Origin of the sequence: Methylomonas rosea (genome assembly GCF_024505055.1) — a bacterium.
GTDB lineage: Bacteria > Pseudomonadota > Gammaproteobacteria > Methylococcales > Methylomonadaceae > Methylomonas > Methylomonas rosea.
The window spans coordinates 21,415-39,567 of sequence record NZ_JANIBL010000048.1 but is presented as its reverse complement, the minus strand read 5'-3'; the positions used below and the strand labels follow the sequence as shown (position 1 = coordinate 39,567).

Sequence of the window (18,153 nt, the reverse complement as noted above, 5' to 3'; positions counted from 1 at the left end):
TTAAAACTGTTAATAATTTTTTAAATCATCCCAAAACTTCTTCAAAGCCCTGTTCGAAAACGTGGCTTAAGTAAAACTCAAAATCTAATCATCCGCCACCGACAATAGATAAATTTTGAATAGCAATCGCATTATTTAACTTTAGATATTATTGAGATCCGCTGTAACCCTGATTAACTCTAACGTTTGCTTGTCTATGTTTACTGCGATTTAAAACACAAAGTCGAATATGTGAATTTATTCACAATCGAATGCTCGCGCGCTGTCTACCTGCTAAGAACCCAGCAACCGAGCTAAGTTGAACTACACCGACTCCAGCTTATAATGCGCCCATTAATCCAAGGAGCTTTTATGAAATTCAGTTCGCGTTTTATATTGTTTTTGTTGACGTTGGGCTTAGCCGCCTGTTCTAGCGCGTATTACAGCGGCCTGGAGAAAATCGGCATACCCAAACGCGAAGTGATGGTGCATCGCGTGGAAAAAGCCCGCGATACCCAGGAGGAAACCAAGCAACAATTTAAGTCGGCGCTCGAACAATTCACCGTGATGACCAATTTTAAAGGCGGCGATTTAGAAGCCACCTACAATAAACTTAATGGTGAATATGAGGCCAGTGTGAAAAAGGCCGAGGAAGTTAACAAGCGCATAGCCGATATAGAAGACGTCTCCAGCGCACTGTTCAGCGAATGGGAAACCGAGCTGAGCCAATACAGCAATGCTTCGCTCAGACGGAATAGCCAGCAAAAGTTGACTGCCACGAAAGCGCACTACCAACAACTGATTGCGGCAATGCGCAAAGCCGAAACCAAAATAGAGCCGGTACTCAGCGTGTTTCGAGACCAGGTGCTCTATCTGAAACACAACCTGAATGCTCAAGCTATCGCCTCGCTAAAAGGCCAGTTGGACTCGGTTAAATCGGATGTATCGGCTTTGGTGGTGGAAATGGAAAAATCGATTAATGAGGCGGACGCGTTTATCAAGACCATGGAAAAGCAATAGCGCTTCGCTATCGAACTATTCTGATCGAAGCTAACCGGGACTATTTCCGGCCCGAAAAACTTACCCTCTCAGCGGAGAGGGTAAGACGCACAATTTTCGAATCTTATTCCTGATGAGCAAACCGCTTCCGCTCCTCGGCACTTTTACCGAGGGCTTTCGCCATCCAAGGCGGTGCGGCATCGAACACTTTCTGAAACTCGGTGAGTTTCTCCACCGCGTCAATTACATCGGGTTCCTTAATCGGATAAATATCGGCACGAATCACCTTCGCCGCTGCCGGTCCGCCGATGGATTGCACGAACAGCACATGGCAATCCTTGATCATATTGGCCCGAAATAGATTTCTGTCGTCGGCACTATCGGCTTCTACAGTAGAGCGAATGTCGATCAAGCGCATATCGCTTTTGGACAATTGATAGACCAAAAAGCGAATGCAGGAACCAAAATGCCCATTCAATAGCTGACCACTATTGGAGGCTATCGCTACCCGAATCGATTCCGGAATGTCGCCCTCCTTGTAAGGCATGATTTCCGGCAAGCCTTCATCTTCATCTTCCTCGCCCCACAAATACCTGACCGCCAGCTTGATGTTTTCCAGACCGATGCCAATATCTTCGCCGTCTTCCTCGCCATCCAGACTACCGATGCCGGTCTTCAGGTTGGTGACGGTAATCGATTTCAGTTTCTCGTCGTCCAACGGCGAGCCGACTTTTTCGTGCAACACACCGATCAACTTCGGTACGTCTACTCCCGGCAAAATCCGCGAAGCCAGCGCGATACGCAAAGCCAGATCTCGTGATAATTGTTCCATAGCGTCACCCTTAAAGTTTGTGCTGTTCTTTCCAGTCGGCATAACCGCCGGCCAAGCTGTAGACTTGTTGAAAACCGAAATCGCCAAACATTTCAGCCAAATGTTCGCTGGCATGGCCGTAATAGCAATAGATCAGCAAAGGCTTAGCCTTGTCGGCTTTTTTCAGCAGCGAATCGCGCAATTGCTCGTGGACATGCATGGCATTTTCGATATGCCCCGCCCGGTAATCCTTAAGATCGCGACAATCCAGAATCATCGGTTGCTGTTCCGCAATCAGCTGTTCGGAATCGGCCGTGGAGATAGTTTTGAAATTTTTCATAGCACTAACATCCTCACAAGGCTCAAGACACCAAACTTAAACCGGACCACCGGCTAAATCTTTTTTAACTTCGATAGTTTGCGACAGAGCAGTCTCCAGACTGATAGGCTCGGCTTTGATTTTATAGCCCTTAGCCGCCTCGTATGCGGTGATTACCTTGTCTTCGCCGGACTGGCCCTTCAAGTCGGATTTTTCTATATAAAGCTCTTCCAACATCAAGTTCCAGATCATACCTTCCTGATGAGGCAATAAATTGAAAACCACGCCATCTAAAACGATTTGCATAGGCTTAGCGATGTTTTGCACGTAAAACAGCGTGGCGGTTTCCGGGGTCAGCGCCTCTTTATATTTTTCGACGAATACCGGTAAGTCTTCCAATTGGAAAAACAGACCGTTGATGAACAAAATCTTTTCGGCATCGGCCAAAATCGCTGATTGATTAATCACCATCTCCGGGGTTTTCCGGTCACGGATATTCGTCGACCCTTCACGCAACTCACCTTCGACTAACACCAAGTCGCCGCGAAACGCGGAAAGCCCGGCAGTGCTGGTTTTTCCGACTAAGGTGGTAATCCATAAAAGCCCTTGGCTGTCGTATTTTTCAAGTAGCATTTGCTTAAATCCCCAATGAAAGGTAATGAATGAAAAGTATTTAACAGCTTGCAAGCAAAACACTTGCCAGGACGATTAAAACCACATCAAAGCCATGGTTGATACGGTTTTTACTTGGTTTTTAGATGCGAATAGTTCGTAGAAATATGCAGTTTGGCAGCGGCACGACCCGACAATGTAGTAAACACGACAATTCTCGAATGATGATTATTTAAGATTTGTAGGATTTATAACGAATATTTTTATTGGGCTAGCTAACACTCATCGGCAGGCATCACCGCGGCCAAAATCACAGCATTACTCTTAAAGACCGCTGTAGCATTGACACCGGGTTTGAGCGCAAGAGCCTCGGCACTAACCTGGGTAATAGTAGCGGCAATGGTTTCGCCGCTGGGTAGCTGGATAATCACTTCAGAATCCACACCATCAAAATGGATGCGAATCACACGGCCAGCCAGACGATTCCGCGCCGACAGTCCACTAAGCCCGCCATCATCACCCAACACCAAAATATCCGGCGCATTGACCAGCACCACTGCGTCGCCGCCTATCTTCAATTTCAAGTTTACGAACGTTGTCAACGGCACGCTGGCGACAACTTGCTCTCCACCCTTCAATGACACAAACACTTCGGCGTTTACCGAACCAGAGTTGATCCTGGCAATCGTTCCGAACAGCTGGTTTCTAGCGCTGGTTTTGATCACCTGTCGTTTCAACAAAAGCATTACATCCGGATCGTCGATCAAGCTTTGATTGAGTTGCTGCAAAAGGGCGCGATGCTGATCCTCTAGGCGGGTGAATAACTTAAGCAAGGACAAACCCGCCGCCGTGAGCGTGGTACCGCCCCCCTTGCTGCCGCCCGTCGCGGTGGCTATTAAAACCTTGGGAGCCAAATTATTTGCACGCTCTATCATCTGCCATGCGCCTTTGTAGCTTAATCCGGCCTGCTTGGCGGCTTGATTGATCGAACCGCTTTGCTCTATTGCCCGCAGCAAGCTGATCATGCGTTTATCCAAGATGCCAGCTAGGCGTAATTCACCTTCAAGCCAAGGTGGCTCAGGCATGTTTGGATTTTTCTCTACTGTAGACATTATTCAATTGATCTATCTAATTTGAACGACATAAAGTCATCGCACTTCAAATTTCGGTTTTTTGATTCGCTCTCTCCAACCCTCGCCCAGAGGGCGAGGGAACGGATATGCCGGAATTTGAAGTGCGAAAGGTGTACTTAAAAAACGTATCGCCAACAATCACTATTTCCTCATTTGAAATAAGTTATTTTTGTATTTCGTTATTTACTTTTGTACATAACGAAAAGTAGACTGCAAGCACTCCCTGGTTGCAATGAACACCCCAGAAAAATCACCCAACAGCCGGGACATTATCATAAACCCAACACATTTAACCGGCTTAATAGGTGAACTATGGTCCGCAAAAACCGCAATCGCAAAGCATCTTTACTCGTTGCACTGAAAGTGATCGCAGCGAACAGTCTTGACATTGGCGTTAGTGAGGCGGCGGAAAATAAAACCTACAGCAAGCCCCCCATGACCGCCTTTTCCAGTCAGATGCAGGATGCTCTGCTGGGCAATGATAAATTCGAAAAGCCGGTCTGGAATCTGCACGACACACTGAATTTGCCGAAGTGGCTATCCGCTTCCCTAGAACATCGCACCCGTTACGAAACTTTGGACGGCAGCTTTAAAGCCAACGGCAGAGGCGGCGACCAGCAGATTGCCTTGCAAACCGATTTGTGGCTGCAAGCCAGTCTGGGTAAGTTCAGGCTCGGCGCCGAGTTTCTGGATGCCCGCGCTCTTGGCGTCGATAGCGGGTCAGGCGTGAATAACACCCATGCCGATGAAGCGGATTTTATTCAAGGCTATCTGGCCTGGGCGGACCAAAATCTGTTTTACAGCGGCATGGGCGCCGAAGTGGTCGCGGGTCGGCAAACCTTAAATTTGGGCAGCCGCCGTTTAGTCGCCAGAAACGCGATGCGCAACACCATCAACAGTTTTACCGGCGTAAAGCTGCGGCTGCTGAATTATGACAAATGGCAGTTCACCGGTTTTGTGACAATGCCGGTCAACCGCTATCCGACTGCGGCCGGCGACATTATCGACGAGACCTACGATTCCGACGAGGAAGATACCCACACCTGGTTTTCCGGTGGTTTCTTGGAGCTTTACAACCTGGCCTGGGGCATCAACAGCGAGGTTTATCTGTACAACCTTGACGAGGGCGACAGTATCCGCAACCCAACCCGCAATCGCCGCTATTTCACACCCGGCGTGCGTTTTTATCTGAAACCCAAGAAGGCTAACTTCGACTTTCAATTGGAAACTATCGGTCAACTCGGCACCGTCCGCTCCAGCACCGCCGCCAATAATGGCCGCGACTTGAAGCATGCCGCCTGGTATCAACATGCCGATGCCGGTTATACCTTCGACGCCCCTTGGTCTCCCCGTTTCGCGTTGGAATACGACTACGCCAGCGGTGATGAAAACCCTAATGACAATCAAGACCAGCGCTTCGACACCTTGTACGGTGCCCGACGCTTCGAGTTTGGCGCGACCGGTATGTATGGTGCGTTCGCCCGCAGCAATATCAGTAGCCCCGGCTACCGAATCGTCGCCGCGCCGCGTAGCGATGTGCAACTCGGTGTAAGTCATCGCTTCTATTGGCTGGCATCCGACCGGGACAGTTGGACCACGGCCGGTTTGCAAGATACCAGCGGCCGTAGCGGTGATTTTGTCGGTCAACAATTGGAATTGACCGCGCGTTGGGATTTTAACAGCAGCCTGAATTTCGAAACCGGCTGGGCGCATTTATTCAAGGGTGAATTTGCTAAAAGAGCGCCGTCGGCACCGACTATTAAAGACGACGTCGATTATGTTTACGTGCAGAGCCAATTACGGTTTTAACCGCTACCGATCAGTTTTTTTATTAAGGAGAAATACCATGTCGTTTATCGCTTTAAACCGGATTGTTTTAGCTTTATCGCTTTTATGGAGCACATTTGCGCAGGCCGATACCACGCTGGTCGCGGTTGCCGCCAACTTTACAAAACCCATGACCGAGATCGTCGAGGCGTTCGAGAAAGCTAGCGGCCATAGTGCCAAACTGTCGTTCGGTTCGTCCGGCAAATTCGTCGCCCAATTCGAAAACGGCGCACCGTTCGAAGTGTTTCTGTCTGCCGACGACAAAAGCCCGCTGAAACTGGAGCAATCAGGCCTGACAGTTACCGGCACCCGCTTTACCTATGCGATTGGCAAGTTGGTCCTTTGGTCCGGCAACCCAGGCTATGTGGACGAGCAAGCCCAAATCCTCAGCAAGGGCGACTTCAAGCATCTGGCCTTGGCCGATCCGAAACTGGCACCCTACGGTGCAGCGGCAGTGGAAGTTCTGAAAAATCAAGGTTTATTGGAAAAACTGCAACCTTTGTTCGTGCAAGGCGAAAACATCGCCCAGACCCATCAATTCATTAGTACCGGCAATGCCGAACTGGGTTTTGTGGCCTTATCGCAAGTGATTGAAAACGGCAAAATCAGCGCCGGTTCCGGCTGGATCGTCCCGGAAAGCCTGCATAGCCCGATCTTGCAAGACGCGGTATTGCTGAAAACCGGTGCCGATAATCCGGCCGCGCAAGCTTTGCTGGCTTTTCTGAAAACGCCGCCAGCTTTGGCCATCATCGAAAAATATGGCTATGCCTTACCCGCAGCAAATTAACGTTTATTCAAACCCTTTATGCTAAGGGCGCTCCCATCCAATCAAGAGGAATCATCATGAAAGCAAGCGCACGTAACCAATTTTCCGGCACCGTCACAGAAGTCACCATCGGTGCAGTTAACGCCGAAGTGCATGTCGGTTTGAAAGGCGGCGAAACCATCGTCGCCTCGATTACCAAAGACTCCGTCGAAACCTTGGCGATAGAAACCGGCAAGAAAGTCATCGTGTTGGTAAAAGCACCCCAAGTCATCGTCGTCACCGATTTCGGCGGCTATCGGATTTCGGCGCGTAACCAACTGGCAGGTACGGTCACTGACGTTAAAGCGGGCGCGGTCAACACCGAAGTGGATATTGCCCTGCCCGGCGGCGATAAAATCGCGGCTACCGTCACTAACGATAGCGTGGAAACCCTGGGACTACGCAAAGGCCAATCTGCCACGGCGGTATTCAAAGCCGGCGCGGTGATTCTAGGCGTGCAGGGTTAATATTGTGATCGGCCCGGCCAACCAGGCCGGGTCGGCTTTAACCACCGGAGGTGGTCATGCTGCTGGAAATGAATGTCAAACTGCGTCGCGGTCATTTCGACCTCAGCACGCAGTTATCTGTCGGCGAAATCAGCGTCGGACTGTTCGGAGAATCCGGTGCCGGTAAAAGTACCTTACTAGGCTTGATCGCCGGTACCATTCAGCCGCAAAGCGGACATATTTCGCTGGACGGCAAAATCTTGTTCGATAGCCGCAAAGGCATCGTGATGCCACGCGAACAACGACCGATAGGCGCGGTATTGCAGATAGACGGCATCGACACTACGGAAACCGTACGTGACAATTTGACCGCCAGCTATTACCGCACCCTCAAACAGCGACGTCTGTTCAAACCGGACTATTTAATCAATTTACTGGAACTGGGCGCCAACCTGGATCAGCCTATCGAACGGCTATCGGTTGGCGAACGTCAACGCGTGGCGCTGGCCCGTTCTCTGCTGAAATCGCCAAAGTTGTTATTGCTTGACGAGACTTTCGCCGCCATCGGCCACGGTTACCGCTCGCAACTACTGCCGATTTTGAAACGCCTGCAAGACGAATTCGGCTTGCCGGTGCTGTATGCCAGCCAGTCGCTGGGCGAGATTCTGGAATTGACCGATCAGTTGATCGTACTGGAGCACGGCCAGGTGCTGCGCAGCGGCTCCTTGCGCGAAGTAGCTAAACAACAAGGCATCTTACGCTATCTGGGTATCCGCCAAATCGACAACATTCTGCCGATCAGTATTCGCAATCACGATTACCAGGCGGGTTGCAGTATGGCGGACAGTTTCGGTCTGCCGCTGGCGTTGCCTCTGCGTCCGCAATTTGCAATCGGCAGCCAGAGCCAGGTATCGATACGCGCCAACGACATCGCGCTGTCGCGAGCTTATATCGATGGCATCTCCATTCAGAATCAGCTCAAGGGCCGAATCTGCGCGATCATCCCCAGAGGCGAAAGTTTAATCGTGCAAGTCGATTGCGGGGGCACCTTGTTGGTGGAAATTACGCCGGGTGCCTGTCAGAGCATGGCTTTGCGGGAAGGCGACGTGGTGTATTGCCTGATTAAAACCCACGCCATCGTCTATCTGTCCGAACTGGACACCTTACCCTATCAACGTATTGTCAGCCACGGCGACGGTTACTACTATTTGAACCATGCCGACGCCGAAACCAGCCGTGTTTTGGAATACCGTTACTGATCTCGATACAGCTTATGCGGCGCCCAAACCGTCGCTGAGAAAAGTCTCTAACTGCTGTAGCACGATTGCTTGCTCCGCTGCAACGGAGTGGTCTGCGGCAAGGTTATAACCCCATAGCGCGAAGAATAATTTCACATCTGCCAACTCCGGGTGTTTTTTTACGCCCTCCAGAGCCGGTAGCCGGTCCTCGGTAAAATAAATCGGCTGGCCCGGATGCTGGGCTTTTAATCCTTTCAGGATTTCAGGTTTGCTGAGCTTGCGGTCCATCCCAAAAATTCGTTCATCGGCCAATTCAATCTGGTTGGCACTAAGAATTTCCTTTACGAAGCGCTCTTGTTTGGTGGTAATCACGCACCAAAAATGCCGTTGTCCCAAGTCACGCAGTTTTTCCGCAACACCGGGATACAAGGGATTCTTGGCTATCCAGTCGGCACGATCACTGGCAATCCAGTGATCGCGGGTTTCGCCGAACAGCTTTTTCAAATCGTCGATGCTTAAATGGATTTCGTCGAGCATCCTTTGCACTTTAGCGGCGTAGTTGGCGTAAATAGCGGCAGTACTCTTGCCCAGATACATGAGGCGAATGATCAGAATCGCTTCGTACCCCGTCTCTATAATCGGCCGCACTTCGCGAAACTGCTCAACAATAGCCTGAGGTACCGCGTCAGGCATGTCTTTCCAAATAGTAGTGCCGGCTTTCCAGCCGGTGATCGCGGTTTCAATCGCACTGTCGCAGACAACGCCATCAAAATCCAGCGCATAAATAATCGAATGGTTCATTTGAAAGGGAAGCTTAGGTTCACGGAAGATGGCGGCTATTGTAACGGATGGCGCTGCGGATAATCTTGATTGCGTCGCAAAACCCGCCGGGAATCATGCCACTCGCAATCATCAAAACTAGAGTCGATGCCGAGTGTGATTCAGTCGCGTAACTACCAGCACTTGCCTTTCACTGGTCAAATCCTGGGCGACGTCGATTTGTAGGCTGCCACCAGTTTGAGCAAAAATGCGCTGGAGGCAAGCGAGACAAATCCCCTGAGGTGTGAGCTTATTTGGTCACTTGTATACTGGCAGTGCCTGAATTACCAGACGTATCCGTCGCAATCACTTTAATACTATGGTTACCCGCCGAGGTTTTTTTGGCGTTCCAGTTATAACTCAAACTGCTGCTGGTCGTTGAAGCAACCAACTTTGTATCGATATAAATCTGCACCTTGGCAACCGCCACATTATCTTTTGCGGAAACAGAAACCGCTACCAAGCCACTAACTTTAGTACCGTTCACTGGGTTAGAAATATTAACCATGGGCGCTATCAAATCAGCAGTGGCCGTATTGCCAGCAGAGCCGCCGGTAGCGTTTTGATTCTGTACGCTAACAGTCACGGCAGCAGATGAACCAGTATTTTCAGCCGAATCGATTGCGCTGGCCGTTAAAGTGACGTTGCCATTGGCTAGGATACTGGTATCCCAGCTAAATTGATAGGGTGCGACGCCGTCGGTTCCGACCAACTTACCGTTGGCAAACAGCGACACTTGGTTGACTGCAACATTATCGCTGGCTGCCACCGCCACGGAAACCAGACCATTAACCACAGCGCCAGCAATTGGCGATAGAACAGCAGTCGCTGGAGCTTGGGTGTCCAACGAGACGGTATTGATGGCAGCCTTGATTGCGTTGGCCGCGTTAACGCGGCCGTAGCCGTAGTTAGGGTCAAAACTAACACCAGATACCTTATCCGCAGAACTTTTCAATATTTTTTCGACATTATCAGGCGTAAGTTTCGGATTGGCGGCCTGAATCAGTGCCACCACACCAGCAGCGACCGGCGTGGCAAGCGAGGTACCGTACCAAGCAGCATAAGTGCCGCCATTATTGGTCGTCGGAATGGATACGCCGGGCGCAGCAATATCGATATATTTGCCGTAATTTGAGAAGCTGGCTTTTATGTCATTAGCATCCGTAGCGGAAACGGCAATCAAGTTCACGCTATCCGCAAGCCCCGGATCCGTGCCCGCATTGCCGGCAGCCACCAATACCAAACCGCCTTTACTTCGCATGTATTGAGCAGCTGAGATTACCGTGGCACTGTCGCTTGCGGCATAGCTGAGATTCGCGACGTCGGCACCGTTATCGGCGGCCCAGTTCAAACCGCGGGCAACGTCACTCCAATACGCATAACCACCGGCATCATTGGTAATCCTGATAGGCATGATTTTGGCGTTCCATGCCACACCTGCGACACCGCTGGCATTGTTGGTGACGGCAGCGGCGGCACCCGCCACGGCAGTACCATGTCCATTAATGTCAGTAGTCACCGAACCACTGTCTACCGCGTTCCATCCCGGCACCATATGCACCGCTAAATCTGGATGTGAACCATCCACACCGCTATCCAATATCGCAATAGTAATACCGTCTGCTTTTGAGACATCCCATGCACTAGGGCTCTGGATTTTGGATAAATGCCAGGCATTGGCAAATTGTGGATCGTTGGGAACGGCGCTCAGTGGCATAGCTATATCCAATTCGGCAAACTCGATATGGGGATTTTTTGACAAGGCCCGCACCACGGCAGTCTCAGCATGTTCAGGAACACTGATAATATGGATAGCCGAACTACCGATTTTTTCAGCAATACCACTGCCATTGAAGCGCAGAATTTTTTTAAACTCGGCGTCAGGCAGTCCAGCTTTGGGCTGGACTAATATCTGTCCGGACTTCCAAACTTTGCCGGCCGGTAAATTCGCTACAGTATTCGGAAATGCCTGCCCATAAGCGAATCCGGTAGGCAAACTGAACAAACTTACAACCGCAATATCCTTAACTCTAAGCATCACAATCCCGTCTATTGAATAAAATCAAGCAAATCGATTATTGTAAGACGCTCGGGCTAAAAACTTTATTAAGAACAGATTAAAACTCCTGCCCATCTTTCGCGAATAGCCTCGCCAGAGTTGATCAAGCGATCTGTTTATGGCGACTTGTCGCGATAAAAAAGGGGCGGAATACGCCCCTTGTATAGATTGGCTTGCAGAATGCTACTTACTTACTAGGATGCTCACGGTAGCCGTTTTATTAGATGTATCGGTAGCAACCGCTTTGATCGAATGACTGCCAGCAGCGACTTTCTTGACGTTCCAGCTGTAACTCAAGGTTTTGCTGGTTGTAGACGACACAAGCTTGCTGTCGACATAAAGCTGTACTTTAGCGACGGCAATGTCGTCATTAGCAGCAACAGAAATATTCACTACGCTTCCGCTCACTTTCGCGCCATTAACCGGGTTGGAAATGGTCACGGTTGGAGCTGCTTGATCCGTATTGGTTACGGTGGTTTGATTTTGTACGTTCACGGTCACGGTACTTGATGAGCCTTGGTTTCCGGCAGAATCGGTAGCTACTGCAGTTAAATTGATATTACCGTTTGCCACAGTGGTTGAATCCCAGCTGAATGTGTAAGGCGCAGTACCATCTGTTCCCACCAATTTACCAGCCGCGTAAAACGAAACCTGACTGACCGCCACATTATCGGTGGCGTTAACAGCCGCAGAGGTCAAGCCACTGACCGCAGATCCGGCGCTTGGAGATGCAATGACAGCCGTAGGTGCCAGAGTATCTTTAGCCACTGTATTAAGCGCCAATTGCACCGCTGCGTTCGCATTGATACGTCCATAGCCATAGTTTGGATCAAAATTAACGCCCGATACTTTATCCGCGGAATCCTTCAGCACCTTTTCAACATCGGCGGGAACCAGATTGGGATTCGCAGCCTGAATCAGCGCGACTACACCAGCAGTCACAGGGCTAGAAAACGAGGTCCCGTTCCAATTGGCATACCCGCCACCTCTAAGAAGTGTTGCTATATAGGTGCCAGGCGCGGCGACATCAATAAAAGCGCCATAGTTGGACCAACTGGCTTTAGCATCATTCCCGTCGGTTGCTGAAACAGAAATCATGTAAGGGCTATTCGCATAGCCAGGATCGACCCCGTCATTCGCGCCCGCGACGACGACCAATCCACCCTTTGAATTCATATACTGCGCGGCGGATGACACAGCGGAACTACCGCTCACCCCGTAACTAATATTCGCGACATCGGCACCATTATCCGCAGCCCAACTCAAGCCCCGAGCTATATCACTCCAATAAGCGTATCCGGTGGGATCGTTAGTTATTCTGACCGGCATAACTCTAGCGTTCCAAGCCACACCGGCAACGCCCACAGAGTTATCGGTAACAGCAGCTGCCGTACCCGCAACCGCAGTTCCATGACCATTGACGTCAGTGGTGTCAGAGCCTCCGTCTACAGCATTCCAGCCAGGAATCATATGGCTGAACAAATCCGGATGCGAACCATCAACACCACTATCCAGAATGGCAATCGTAATGCCATCAGCTTTGGAAACATCCCATGCGCCAGACGTTTGTATCTTTGCTAGATGCCAAGCACCGGCAAAGTTTGGATCATTTGGAGTAGTCACGCTCATTGGCTGAGCCATATCCAACTCAGCAAACTCAATATGGGGATTTTTCGATAGTGCCCGCACCACCGCTTCTTCCGCTTGCTCAGGGACGCTAACAACATGAACCGGTAAATTACCTATTTTTTCGCTACTTTTACCTTGATTGCCCCGCAGAATTTTTTCAAATTCCGCATCGGTCAAACCGGCATTGGGTTTCACTAAAATTTGCCCTGGTTTCCAGGTTTTTGCGATATTACCAGCCGACGCGGGCATCTGCTGCATGTCTTGGTTTATCTGTTGGACTTCTTGCTCAAGCAAGTACTTGTCAAGATAGATGATGGCGGGCACTGCTAGAAGCGCAACGCCCAAAGTTATGTATAAATTTTTTTTGTTCATGACTGTTCCCCTGATTTTATTTTAAATATCCAATTCTTAAAAAGCTCTTCCTTGGATTAAGTCTTTCAAGACGTCAGCTGATTTTTATTTTGAATTGCTAAATCAGCTGTTTGCTTGGAAGAAAGTCTAAAAAAACTGGGCTGCCATTACTGTGATTTTGCTTTCAGAATCACAATGGCAACAACGGGATAACACACATTGTTCAAACTACTAGACAATTACTGGGTAAAAAAAACGCCGGTTAAACCGGCGTTTTTTTATGCGTCTAAAAAAATCAGACCATCAGACCATCAGACTTTGGATTTACGTGTTAAGCCCATGCCCAACAAACCCATCCCTAACAAAGCCACAACGCTTGGCTCCGGTACGCTACCTTGACCGCCGCCGCCGCCATTGCGAGTGTAGTTACCGACCAGGAAGCCACTATCAGAACAACCACTACAACCAGCAGTATTTAGTGACTGCAAGTGGGCACCTAATTGGCCGGCAGGCAAAGTAGCTTCTGTGCTTTGCAATGCTGCAGCCGAATAAAAGTCGTCTAAAGTCCAATTGCGGTTCAACGTTGCGGTAAACAACAAATCAACAGCATTAGTTACATTGTTTGTATTGCCTGGTGGATCAACAGCTTCAAATATAAATGTAGGATTGAAGTTCCCCCCTCCGACCGTTGACGCGGGGTTGTTGATAACCCACCCTGTCGGTGAGAAACCACCAAATGTCACATTGCTAGGGCTTACTGAGGATGCCAAGTTGAAATAAAACTCATCAAGCTTTGCATTTGGATGCAGAGGCGATGAGACATCTACTGTCCAGCTGGCTACTGTATCAACAACACTGATTCCAACGTTGATGAATAAGTTATCCGGATTTGCAGTTCTGGGATCGCCAGTTAAGCTGCCCATCACGCTGAAGGAAGCCGCTTGAACGCCTCCCCCAAAAATTGCAGTTGACGATAAAAACCCCGCCAAAAGCATGTGTTTAATAATTTTAGTTTCCATAATCCCCCCTAAATAAACTTGTAACAACTTTGAATGGTCCCAGTGGCTCCGTCTTGGTAAAAACGCCACTAGATCATGGAATAAATAAAGCAAACAACGAGCCAAAAAAAATAATTCAAATTAAAAACAAGCATTTAAAAAAAATACATCATTTCTAAACAGTCTGAAACAACGTTAACTGTAAATTTTTACGTCAGCATTTGATTACATTGACTACATATCGATTCATAGCACGCCTCAACGTAAATGACGAACATCTAAGTCAAATCATCAACTTAACGACTTATTCCTAGCTATTACCCTCAGCTGATTATTTGACAAATCCAGCATTAAATAGATCTTGCAAAGCTCTTTCGAAGAAAAAACGCTTTACCCTGTCATAAAATTTTAACAATTGCCTGCCACTAGCTTCATCCGACAATCCATCATTTTGATTGTAAAAAAAGCTGACAAGCGCAACACTCCAAGCGTTATTACAGATTAACCCAGCACAACCTCGATTACCCAACCATCTCGCACCACTCGACGCATCAACTATTCCAACTAACTATGGTATAAAGCGCTGCGATTTAATCTTATCGCTACCATCGGTCTAAGGAATGTATGCACTGGAAGCTAAAAATCTGAAAAACCAATCGCGGGAGCTATGGGCATAACGCATTTGGACTAATAACAATATTGAGGGGGACAAGTCATGATAGAACTTCTAATAATCGTAGGACTGGCAGTAGTGGGTTGGCTGGTCTGGAAAGGCAAACTCAAACCAATTGGCAAGGCGCCAGAAAACAAACAGCCGGCTCCGCAGCAAGCACCTTCCAGCGCCGCGAATACTTCTTCGCAATCCCATGCGCCATCGCCGACTGCTCCAGTAGCGCAACAACTCGAGACACCGGTAGCGGCCCCGATCCAAGCGCCTGAGCTGATTGCCGAACCAGCACCACAAGCGCCAATCGTCACTGCAGATACCGAAGAACCGAGGATGCCGGCGGCAGAAACGCCGGCAATCAATTTACCCGAAGATTCGATATTAAAACGCCATTATCTGTCTGCATTGCAAGCGGAGAAGGAAGCCCTCAGCAATCCATATCCAACCGATTCCGTACTGCGCCGTCACTACGAAACTCTGCACAAAATCGCGTCGCCTCAGCACTCCAAAACTGTACACGAATCCGAACCAAACCAGCCGCAAGTTGCGGCCCAGCCAGCCAGCGTTCCCGAAACAAATCTGCCTGAAGATTCTTTAGTACAGACGCAAGACCTGGATCAATTGCGCCGCGAGATTGCAACGGAATTGCCGGCACCGCCCACCGATTCGGTGTTGAAACGCCACTATGAAGGTTTGCTGAAAACCAAACTGCAACAACGACTATCAGGACAATAAGCACTGGGCAATCGCCGAAGGTTTCAACAGCCGCCCATACAGTCAGGCAACTATGGGCCCGGTCGTCCCGCGAGAGAATGGCCGAGGTCCCGTATTTCCAAACTATATTGAAGTTACTTCCGACAACCCCCACGCAAAAAATGGTATTGTCACGCTATAGATTTTTGACAATCCGATGAACAACGGTAAGCTCGGTAAATATTTGTCTATGGATCTTGATCGGGATGCATGGACCCAAGAAGGGCTCATTGCAACTCGATGGACAGCGGGACGCAAGACAAGCGCAAGTAATTCCATAACGGACCAGCATCAGCATGAATGACATATACCAATTCTCGGCCACTAAAATTAACGGGGAAACCGTCGCTTTGGCAGATTACCGCGGCAAAGTGCTGCTAATCGTCAACACCGCCAGTCAGTGCGGTTTTACGCCGCAATACCGCGGCTTGGAAGCGTTGTACCAAACTTATAAAAGCCGGGGCTTGGTGGTTCTGGGATTTCCGTGTAATCAGTTCGGTCAGCAGGAACCCGGCGACAGCCAAGAAATAGCCAGTTTTTGCGAATTAAATTATGGCGTGAGTTTCCCGATGTTCGAAAAAATCGATGTCAACGGTAACAACGCGCATCCGCTCTTCGAATATTTGAAAACCGCCGCACCGGGTATCTTGGGTTTTAATGCAATTAAATGGAATTTCAGCAAATTTCTGGTAGGGCGCGACGGCAAGGTTTTTAAACGCTACGCGCCGATAGACACGCCTGCAGGCATCAGCAAGGACATCGAGCGTTTGCTTGGCTTGAGCGACGCGCCCGTTAAGGCGTAGCGAAACTTTTCACCCAGTCACCGGGCCTTACCGCGCCGCTGACAGCCGTTGAATCCAGAGTACCCACCGCCGTAGTGGCACTAACATCGGTTATCGTCAGAATACCTTGCGATTCGCCCAAGCCAGCTCCTGCCGGACCACCGGCGGGCGCCGAATAAATCATCAGCTTATCGCCCATTTTGATTTTGTCCTGGGCGCCGGCGGCAATCACGATGCGATTGTTGCCAGCCTGAATTACGCGGGTGGTAAAAGGATAGCAGCCGAATAGTTTGTGAATATCTTCGCTGGCTTCCTGAATAATTTCGCTGATGGCGTGACCGGCCGATGTCGAGTTGAAGCGGTCGCTACCCACCGTATAGCCGCTTGGTAGCGACACATCGCCAAGGATGGAATCGGTATAACGGTGTTGAAACAGCAAGGCGCCGCTAAAACCATCGTAAACATAGACGTCAATCCCGACACTGCGGCGGGCCACGAAATCCCTGACCATGGATTTTAGATCCGCCAGTGGGCCGCTACCGCGCACATATTCCGTGGACTCCACCCGAAAATCGCGAATCACGCCGGATAACACAAACTGTGCATTCTGCTGCTTAGCGATATTCAGAATCACCGACTCAGGGGTACCCTCGGCAAAGCGAATCTCCGGCGCCATATCGGGTCGGCTGTACAAAGAGGTATTGGTTAGATTGCGGCCGATAAAATCGCCGGTTTCCATCAATTGATTATTAATTTCTCTGGGAATGCCGCTGTATAAATCCTGGCTTTCTGTCCCACTGATTTGATCGGCATTCATGATCGGAAAGCCGGTGGCGACGATTTTCTTCCTGTAAGGAGAGCCACAGCGCTGCTTATCGGACAACACGGCCAGCACTTGCACATGGTAGAGATCAGCGTCCTGCCACTCGTCGACCACCTTAATGTCGCTGACCAGCAGCGCCGAATTATTGTTACGTTTCAATTGCAGGGAGGCGTTACTCACTGCGTCGTCGATAGCGGCGCGGCGAGCTGCTTCGACACCTCCGCCGACGATAGTCGCACTGCCTTGCACGCTAACCTGCTGACCGGACGCAGCAACGCCATTCTCATCGCCGCGCCGCTTGCTGTTGCCGCTGCTGCATGCAGCCAGCAAGGCGATCAGTAACACTGTTAGCAAGTTTCTATAAGGCACTATAAAATCCGTTGATCAACAAATACTGAAATATCGTTCGCAAACCGGTATTGGCAATCCATTCCACATCATAAAGGCCGGCTTCCAGCAAGGTATCGTCCACGGCACTAGGCTTTTTGGAAAAGCCTGCCACATAATACTGATCGCTACAATCCCGAGCGCCGCAGGCCAGATTAGCCGAAGTCACCGTTGCCGTTTTATAGCCCAAACGCGTAAACGCCAGTTTGTTATCTTCCTGTAGACACTGACTAGTCAAAGCGGTATCGCCAGCCATACATTGGTAAAAACGCGGGCTAAGACGCAATTCCAGAGTCGTTTTTAAACTGTCTCTAACAGTCCGATAATCGGCGGCGCGCGCTTCGCGCAAGTAACTATCCAGGTAAACTCTATACACCTCGTCGCGCATCACTTGAGCGCCGACGGTGGTTTGATTGCCCAGCTTTTCTTGATACAGCAAATCCGCCAAGCCGCGATAGGCATCGAGTTTGGCGGCTTGTTGCGCCTGTAACCAGCGCTGATTAACAGCCAGCTTACCGCTATCGTCAAAATGGCTATAACCAGTAGCGCGCAGGGTTTTCCCGGCGGATGATACGTCGGCATGCTTATCGCCCACCGCAGCACAACCGTTTAAGGCTAACGCCATCACCACCCAGCAAATCGTATAAAACGTTTTCATGACCCCTCCTCCTGCTCGCCTAAGTCATCGACTACTTAGGCTTTTTCTTGAGGGCGGA

General features: G+C 49.7%; 17 protein-coding genes. 7 read left to right on the top strand and 10 right to left on the bottom strand.

Translation table 11 applies throughout. The annotated features are described in order from the left end of the window. Positions 1-351 precede the first annotated feature (351 nt). The gene (locus NP589_RS15085) at positions 352-999 is read left to right on the top strand and encodes a DUF2959 domain-containing protein (protein WP_256607732.1); all 648 of its coding nucleotides are present in this window, start codon (positions 352-354) and stop codon (positions 997-999) included. A gap of 103 nt (positions 1,000-1,102) precedes the next feature. On the opposite strand, the gene NP589_RS15080 is transcribed toward NP589_RS15085, so the two are convergent. The 4 genes from NP589_RS15080 to NP589_RS15065 all read right to left on the bottom strand — a co-directional run bounded on the left by NP589_RS15080 (position 1,103) and on the right by NP589_RS15065 (position 3,805). Continuing rightward, complete coding sequence (locus tag NP589_RS15080) at positions 1,103-1,810, bottom strand: dinitrogenase iron-molybdenum cofactor biosynthesis protein (RefSeq protein ID WP_064010920.1); 708 nt, start codon at positions 1,808-1,810, stop codon at positions 1,103-1,105. A 10-nt stretch (positions 1,811-1,820) separates the two neighbouring features. Next, complete coding sequence (locus NP589_RS15075; RefSeq protein ID WP_020483003.1) at positions 1,821-2,129, bottom strand: rhodanese-like domain-containing protein; 309 nt, start codon at positions 2,127-2,129, stop codon at positions 1,821-1,823. Positions 2,130-2,165: 36 nt separating this feature from the next. Next, the gene (locus tag NP589_RS15070) at positions 2,166-2,741 is read right to left on the bottom strand and encodes a hypothetical protein (protein WP_256607731.1); all 576 of its coding nucleotides are present in this window, start codon (positions 2,739-2,741) and stop codon (positions 2,166-2,168) included. A gap of 254 nt (positions 2,742-2,995) precedes the next feature. Beyond that, a complete protein-coding gene (locus NP589_RS15065; protein WP_256607730.1) occupies positions 2,996-3,805 on the bottom strand; it encodes a TOBE domain-containing protein in 810 nt (269 codons plus the stop codon). Positions 3,806-4,165: 360 nt separating this feature from the next. Here NP589_RS15065 and NP589_RS15060 point away from each other — a divergent pair, with 360 nt between their 5' ends. From NP589_RS15060 to NP589_RS15045, 4 genes are read left to right on the top strand one after another with little or no spacing between them, the layout of a single operon-like run. Continuing rightward, on the top strand, positions 4,166-5,662 hold the full coding sequence (locus NP589_RS15060) for an alginate export family protein (RefSeq protein WP_256607729.1): 1,497 nt from the start codon (positions 4,166-4,168) through the stop codon (positions 5,660-5,662). 37 nt (positions 5,663-5,699) lie between these two features. Beyond that, positions 5,700-6,467 (top strand): molybdate ABC transporter substrate-binding protein, encoded by a 768-nt coding sequence (gene modA / locus NP589_RS15055; protein WP_256607728.1) that lies wholly within the window; start codon positions 5,700-5,702, stop codon positions 6,465-6,467. A gap of 56 nt (positions 6,468-6,523) precedes the next feature. Next, positions 6,524-6,952 (top strand): TOBE domain-containing protein, encoded by a 429-nt coding sequence (locus NP589_RS15050; RefSeq protein ID WP_256607727.1) that lies wholly within the window; start codon positions 6,524-6,526, stop codon positions 6,950-6,952. Positions 6,953-7,008: 56 nt separating this feature from the next. Beyond that, positions 7,009-8,190, top strand: coding sequence for a molybdenum ABC transporter ATP-binding protein (locus NP589_RS15045; protein ID WP_256607726.1), 1,182 nt, complete (start codon positions 7,009-7,011; stop codon positions 8,188-8,190). A 12-nt stretch (positions 8,191-8,202) separates the two neighbouring features. On the opposite strand, the gene NP589_RS15040 is transcribed toward NP589_RS15045, so the two are convergent. The 4 genes from NP589_RS15040 to NP589_RS15025 all read right to left on the bottom strand — a co-directional run bounded on the left by NP589_RS15040 (position 8,203) and on the right by NP589_RS15025 (position 14,046). Beyond that, positions 8,203-8,970 (bottom strand): HAD family hydrolase, encoded by a 768-nt coding sequence (locus NP589_RS15040; RefSeq protein WP_256607725.1) that lies wholly within the window; start codon positions 8,968-8,970, stop codon positions 8,203-8,205. A gap of 268 nt (positions 8,971-9,238) precedes the next feature. Further along, entirely contained in the window at positions 9,239-11,026 is a 1,788-nt protein-coding gene (locus NP589_RS15035) for a S8 family serine peptidase (protein ID WP_256607724.1), read from the bottom strand. A gap of 204 nt (positions 11,027-11,230) precedes the next feature. Next, a complete protein-coding gene (locus NP589_RS15030; protein WP_256607723.1) occupies positions 11,231-13,048 on the bottom strand; it encodes a S8 family serine peptidase in 1,818 nt (605 codons plus the stop codon). Between the two features lie 290 nt (positions 13,049-13,338). After that, positions 13,339-14,046: a PEP-CTERM sorting domain-containing protein gene (locus tag NP589_RS15025; RefSeq protein ID WP_256607722.1), complete on the bottom strand. Its 708-nt coding sequence runs from the start codon at positions 14,044-14,046 to the stop codon at positions 13,339-13,341. Between the two features lie 694 nt (positions 14,047-14,740). Between NP589_RS15025 and NP589_RS15020 the strand changes: the two genes are divergently transcribed. Together NP589_RS15020 and NP589_RS15015 are read left to right on the top strand one after the other, a co-directional pair. Further along, entirely contained in the window at positions 14,741-15,427 is a 687-nt protein-coding gene (locus tag NP589_RS15020) for a hypothetical protein (RefSeq protein WP_256607721.1), read from the top strand. 314 nt (positions 15,428-15,741) lie between these two features. Further along, complete coding sequence (locus tag NP589_RS15015; protein WP_256607720.1) at positions 15,742-16,248, top strand: glutathione peroxidase; 507 nt, start codon at positions 15,742-15,744, stop codon at positions 16,246-16,248. Here the strand turns inward: NP589_RS15015 and NP589_RS15010 are convergent. Together NP589_RS15010 and NP589_RS15005 are read right to left on the bottom strand one after the other, a co-directional pair. After that, a complete protein-coding gene (locus NP589_RS15010; RefSeq protein WP_256607719.1) occupies positions 16,238-17,419 on the bottom strand; it encodes a flagella assembly protein FlgT middle domain-containing protein in 1,182 nt (393 codons plus the stop codon). The genes NP589_RS15015 and NP589_RS15010 overlap by 11 nt on opposite strands. Further along, on the bottom strand, positions 17,409-18,095 hold the full coding sequence (locus NP589_RS15005) for a hypothetical protein (protein WP_256607718.1): 687 nt from the start codon (positions 18,093-18,095) through the stop codon (positions 17,409-17,411). The genes NP589_RS15010 and NP589_RS15005 overlap by 11 nt, the downstream gene beginning before the upstream one ends. Between the last annotated feature and the right edge of the window lie 58 nt (positions 18,096-18,153).

Bases quoted from the DNA above. Each gene is read 5' to 3' on its own strand.
- NP589_RS15015 (WP_256607720.1), top strand. From the start codon at position 15,742: ATGAATGACATATACCAATTCTCGGCCACTAAAATTAACGGGGAAACC.
- modA (WP_256607728.1), top strand. From the start codon at position 5,700: ATGTCGTTTATCGCTTTAAACCGGATTGTTTTAGCTTTATCGCTTTTA.
- NP589_RS15035 (WP_256607724.1), bottom strand. From the start codon at position 11,026: ATGCTTAGAGTTAAGGATATTGCGGTTGTAAGTTTGTTCAGTTTGCCT.
- NP589_RS15020 (WP_256607721.1), top strand. From the start codon at position 14,741: ATGATAGAACTTCTAATAATCGTAGGACTGGCAGTAGTGGGTTGGCTG.
- NP589_RS15085 (WP_256607732.1), top strand. From the start codon at position 352: ATGAAATTCAGTTCGCGTTTTATATTGTTTTTGTTGACGTTGGGCTTA.
- NP589_RS15080 (WP_064010920.1), bottom strand. From the start codon at position 1,810: ATGGAACAATTATCACGAGATCTGGCTTTGCGTATCGCGCTGGCTTCG.
- NP589_RS15065 (WP_256607730.1), bottom strand. From the start codon at position 3,805: ATGCCTGAGCCACCTTGGCTTGAAGGTGAATTACGCCTAGCTGGCATC.
- NP589_RS15075 (WP_020483003.1), bottom strand. From the start codon at position 2,129: ATGAAAAATTTCAAAACTATCTCCACGGCCGATTCCGAACAGCTGATT.
- NP589_RS15050 (WP_256607727.1), top strand. From the start codon at position 6,524: ATGAAAGCAAGCGCACGTAACCAATTTTCCGGCACCGTCACAGAAGTC.
- NP589_RS15060 (WP_256607729.1), top strand. From the start codon at position 4,166: ATGGTCCGCAAAAACCGCAATCGCAAAGCATCTTTACTCGTTGCACTG.
- NP589_RS15045 (WP_256607726.1), top strand. From the start codon at position 7,009: ATGCTGCTGGAAATGAATGTCAAACTGCGTCGCGGTCATTTCGACCTC.
- NP589_RS15005 (WP_256607718.1), bottom strand. From the start codon at position 18,095: ATGAAAACGTTTTATACGATTTGCTGGGTGGTGATGGCGTTAGCCTTA.
- NP589_RS15040 (WP_256607725.1), bottom strand. From the start codon at position 8,970: ATGAACCATTCGATTATTTATGCGCTGGATTTTGATGGCGTTGTCTGC.
- NP589_RS15030 (WP_256607723.1), bottom strand. From the start codon at position 13,048: ATGAACAAAAAAAATTTATACATAACTTTGGGCGTTGCGCTTCTAGCA.
- NP589_RS15025 (WP_256607722.1), bottom strand. From the start codon at position 14,046: ATGGAAACTAAAATTATTAAACACATGCTTTTGGCGGGGTTTTTATCG.
- NP589_RS15070 (WP_256607731.1), bottom strand. From the start codon at position 2,741: ATGCTACTTGAAAAATACGACAGCCAAGGGCTTTTATGGATTACCACC.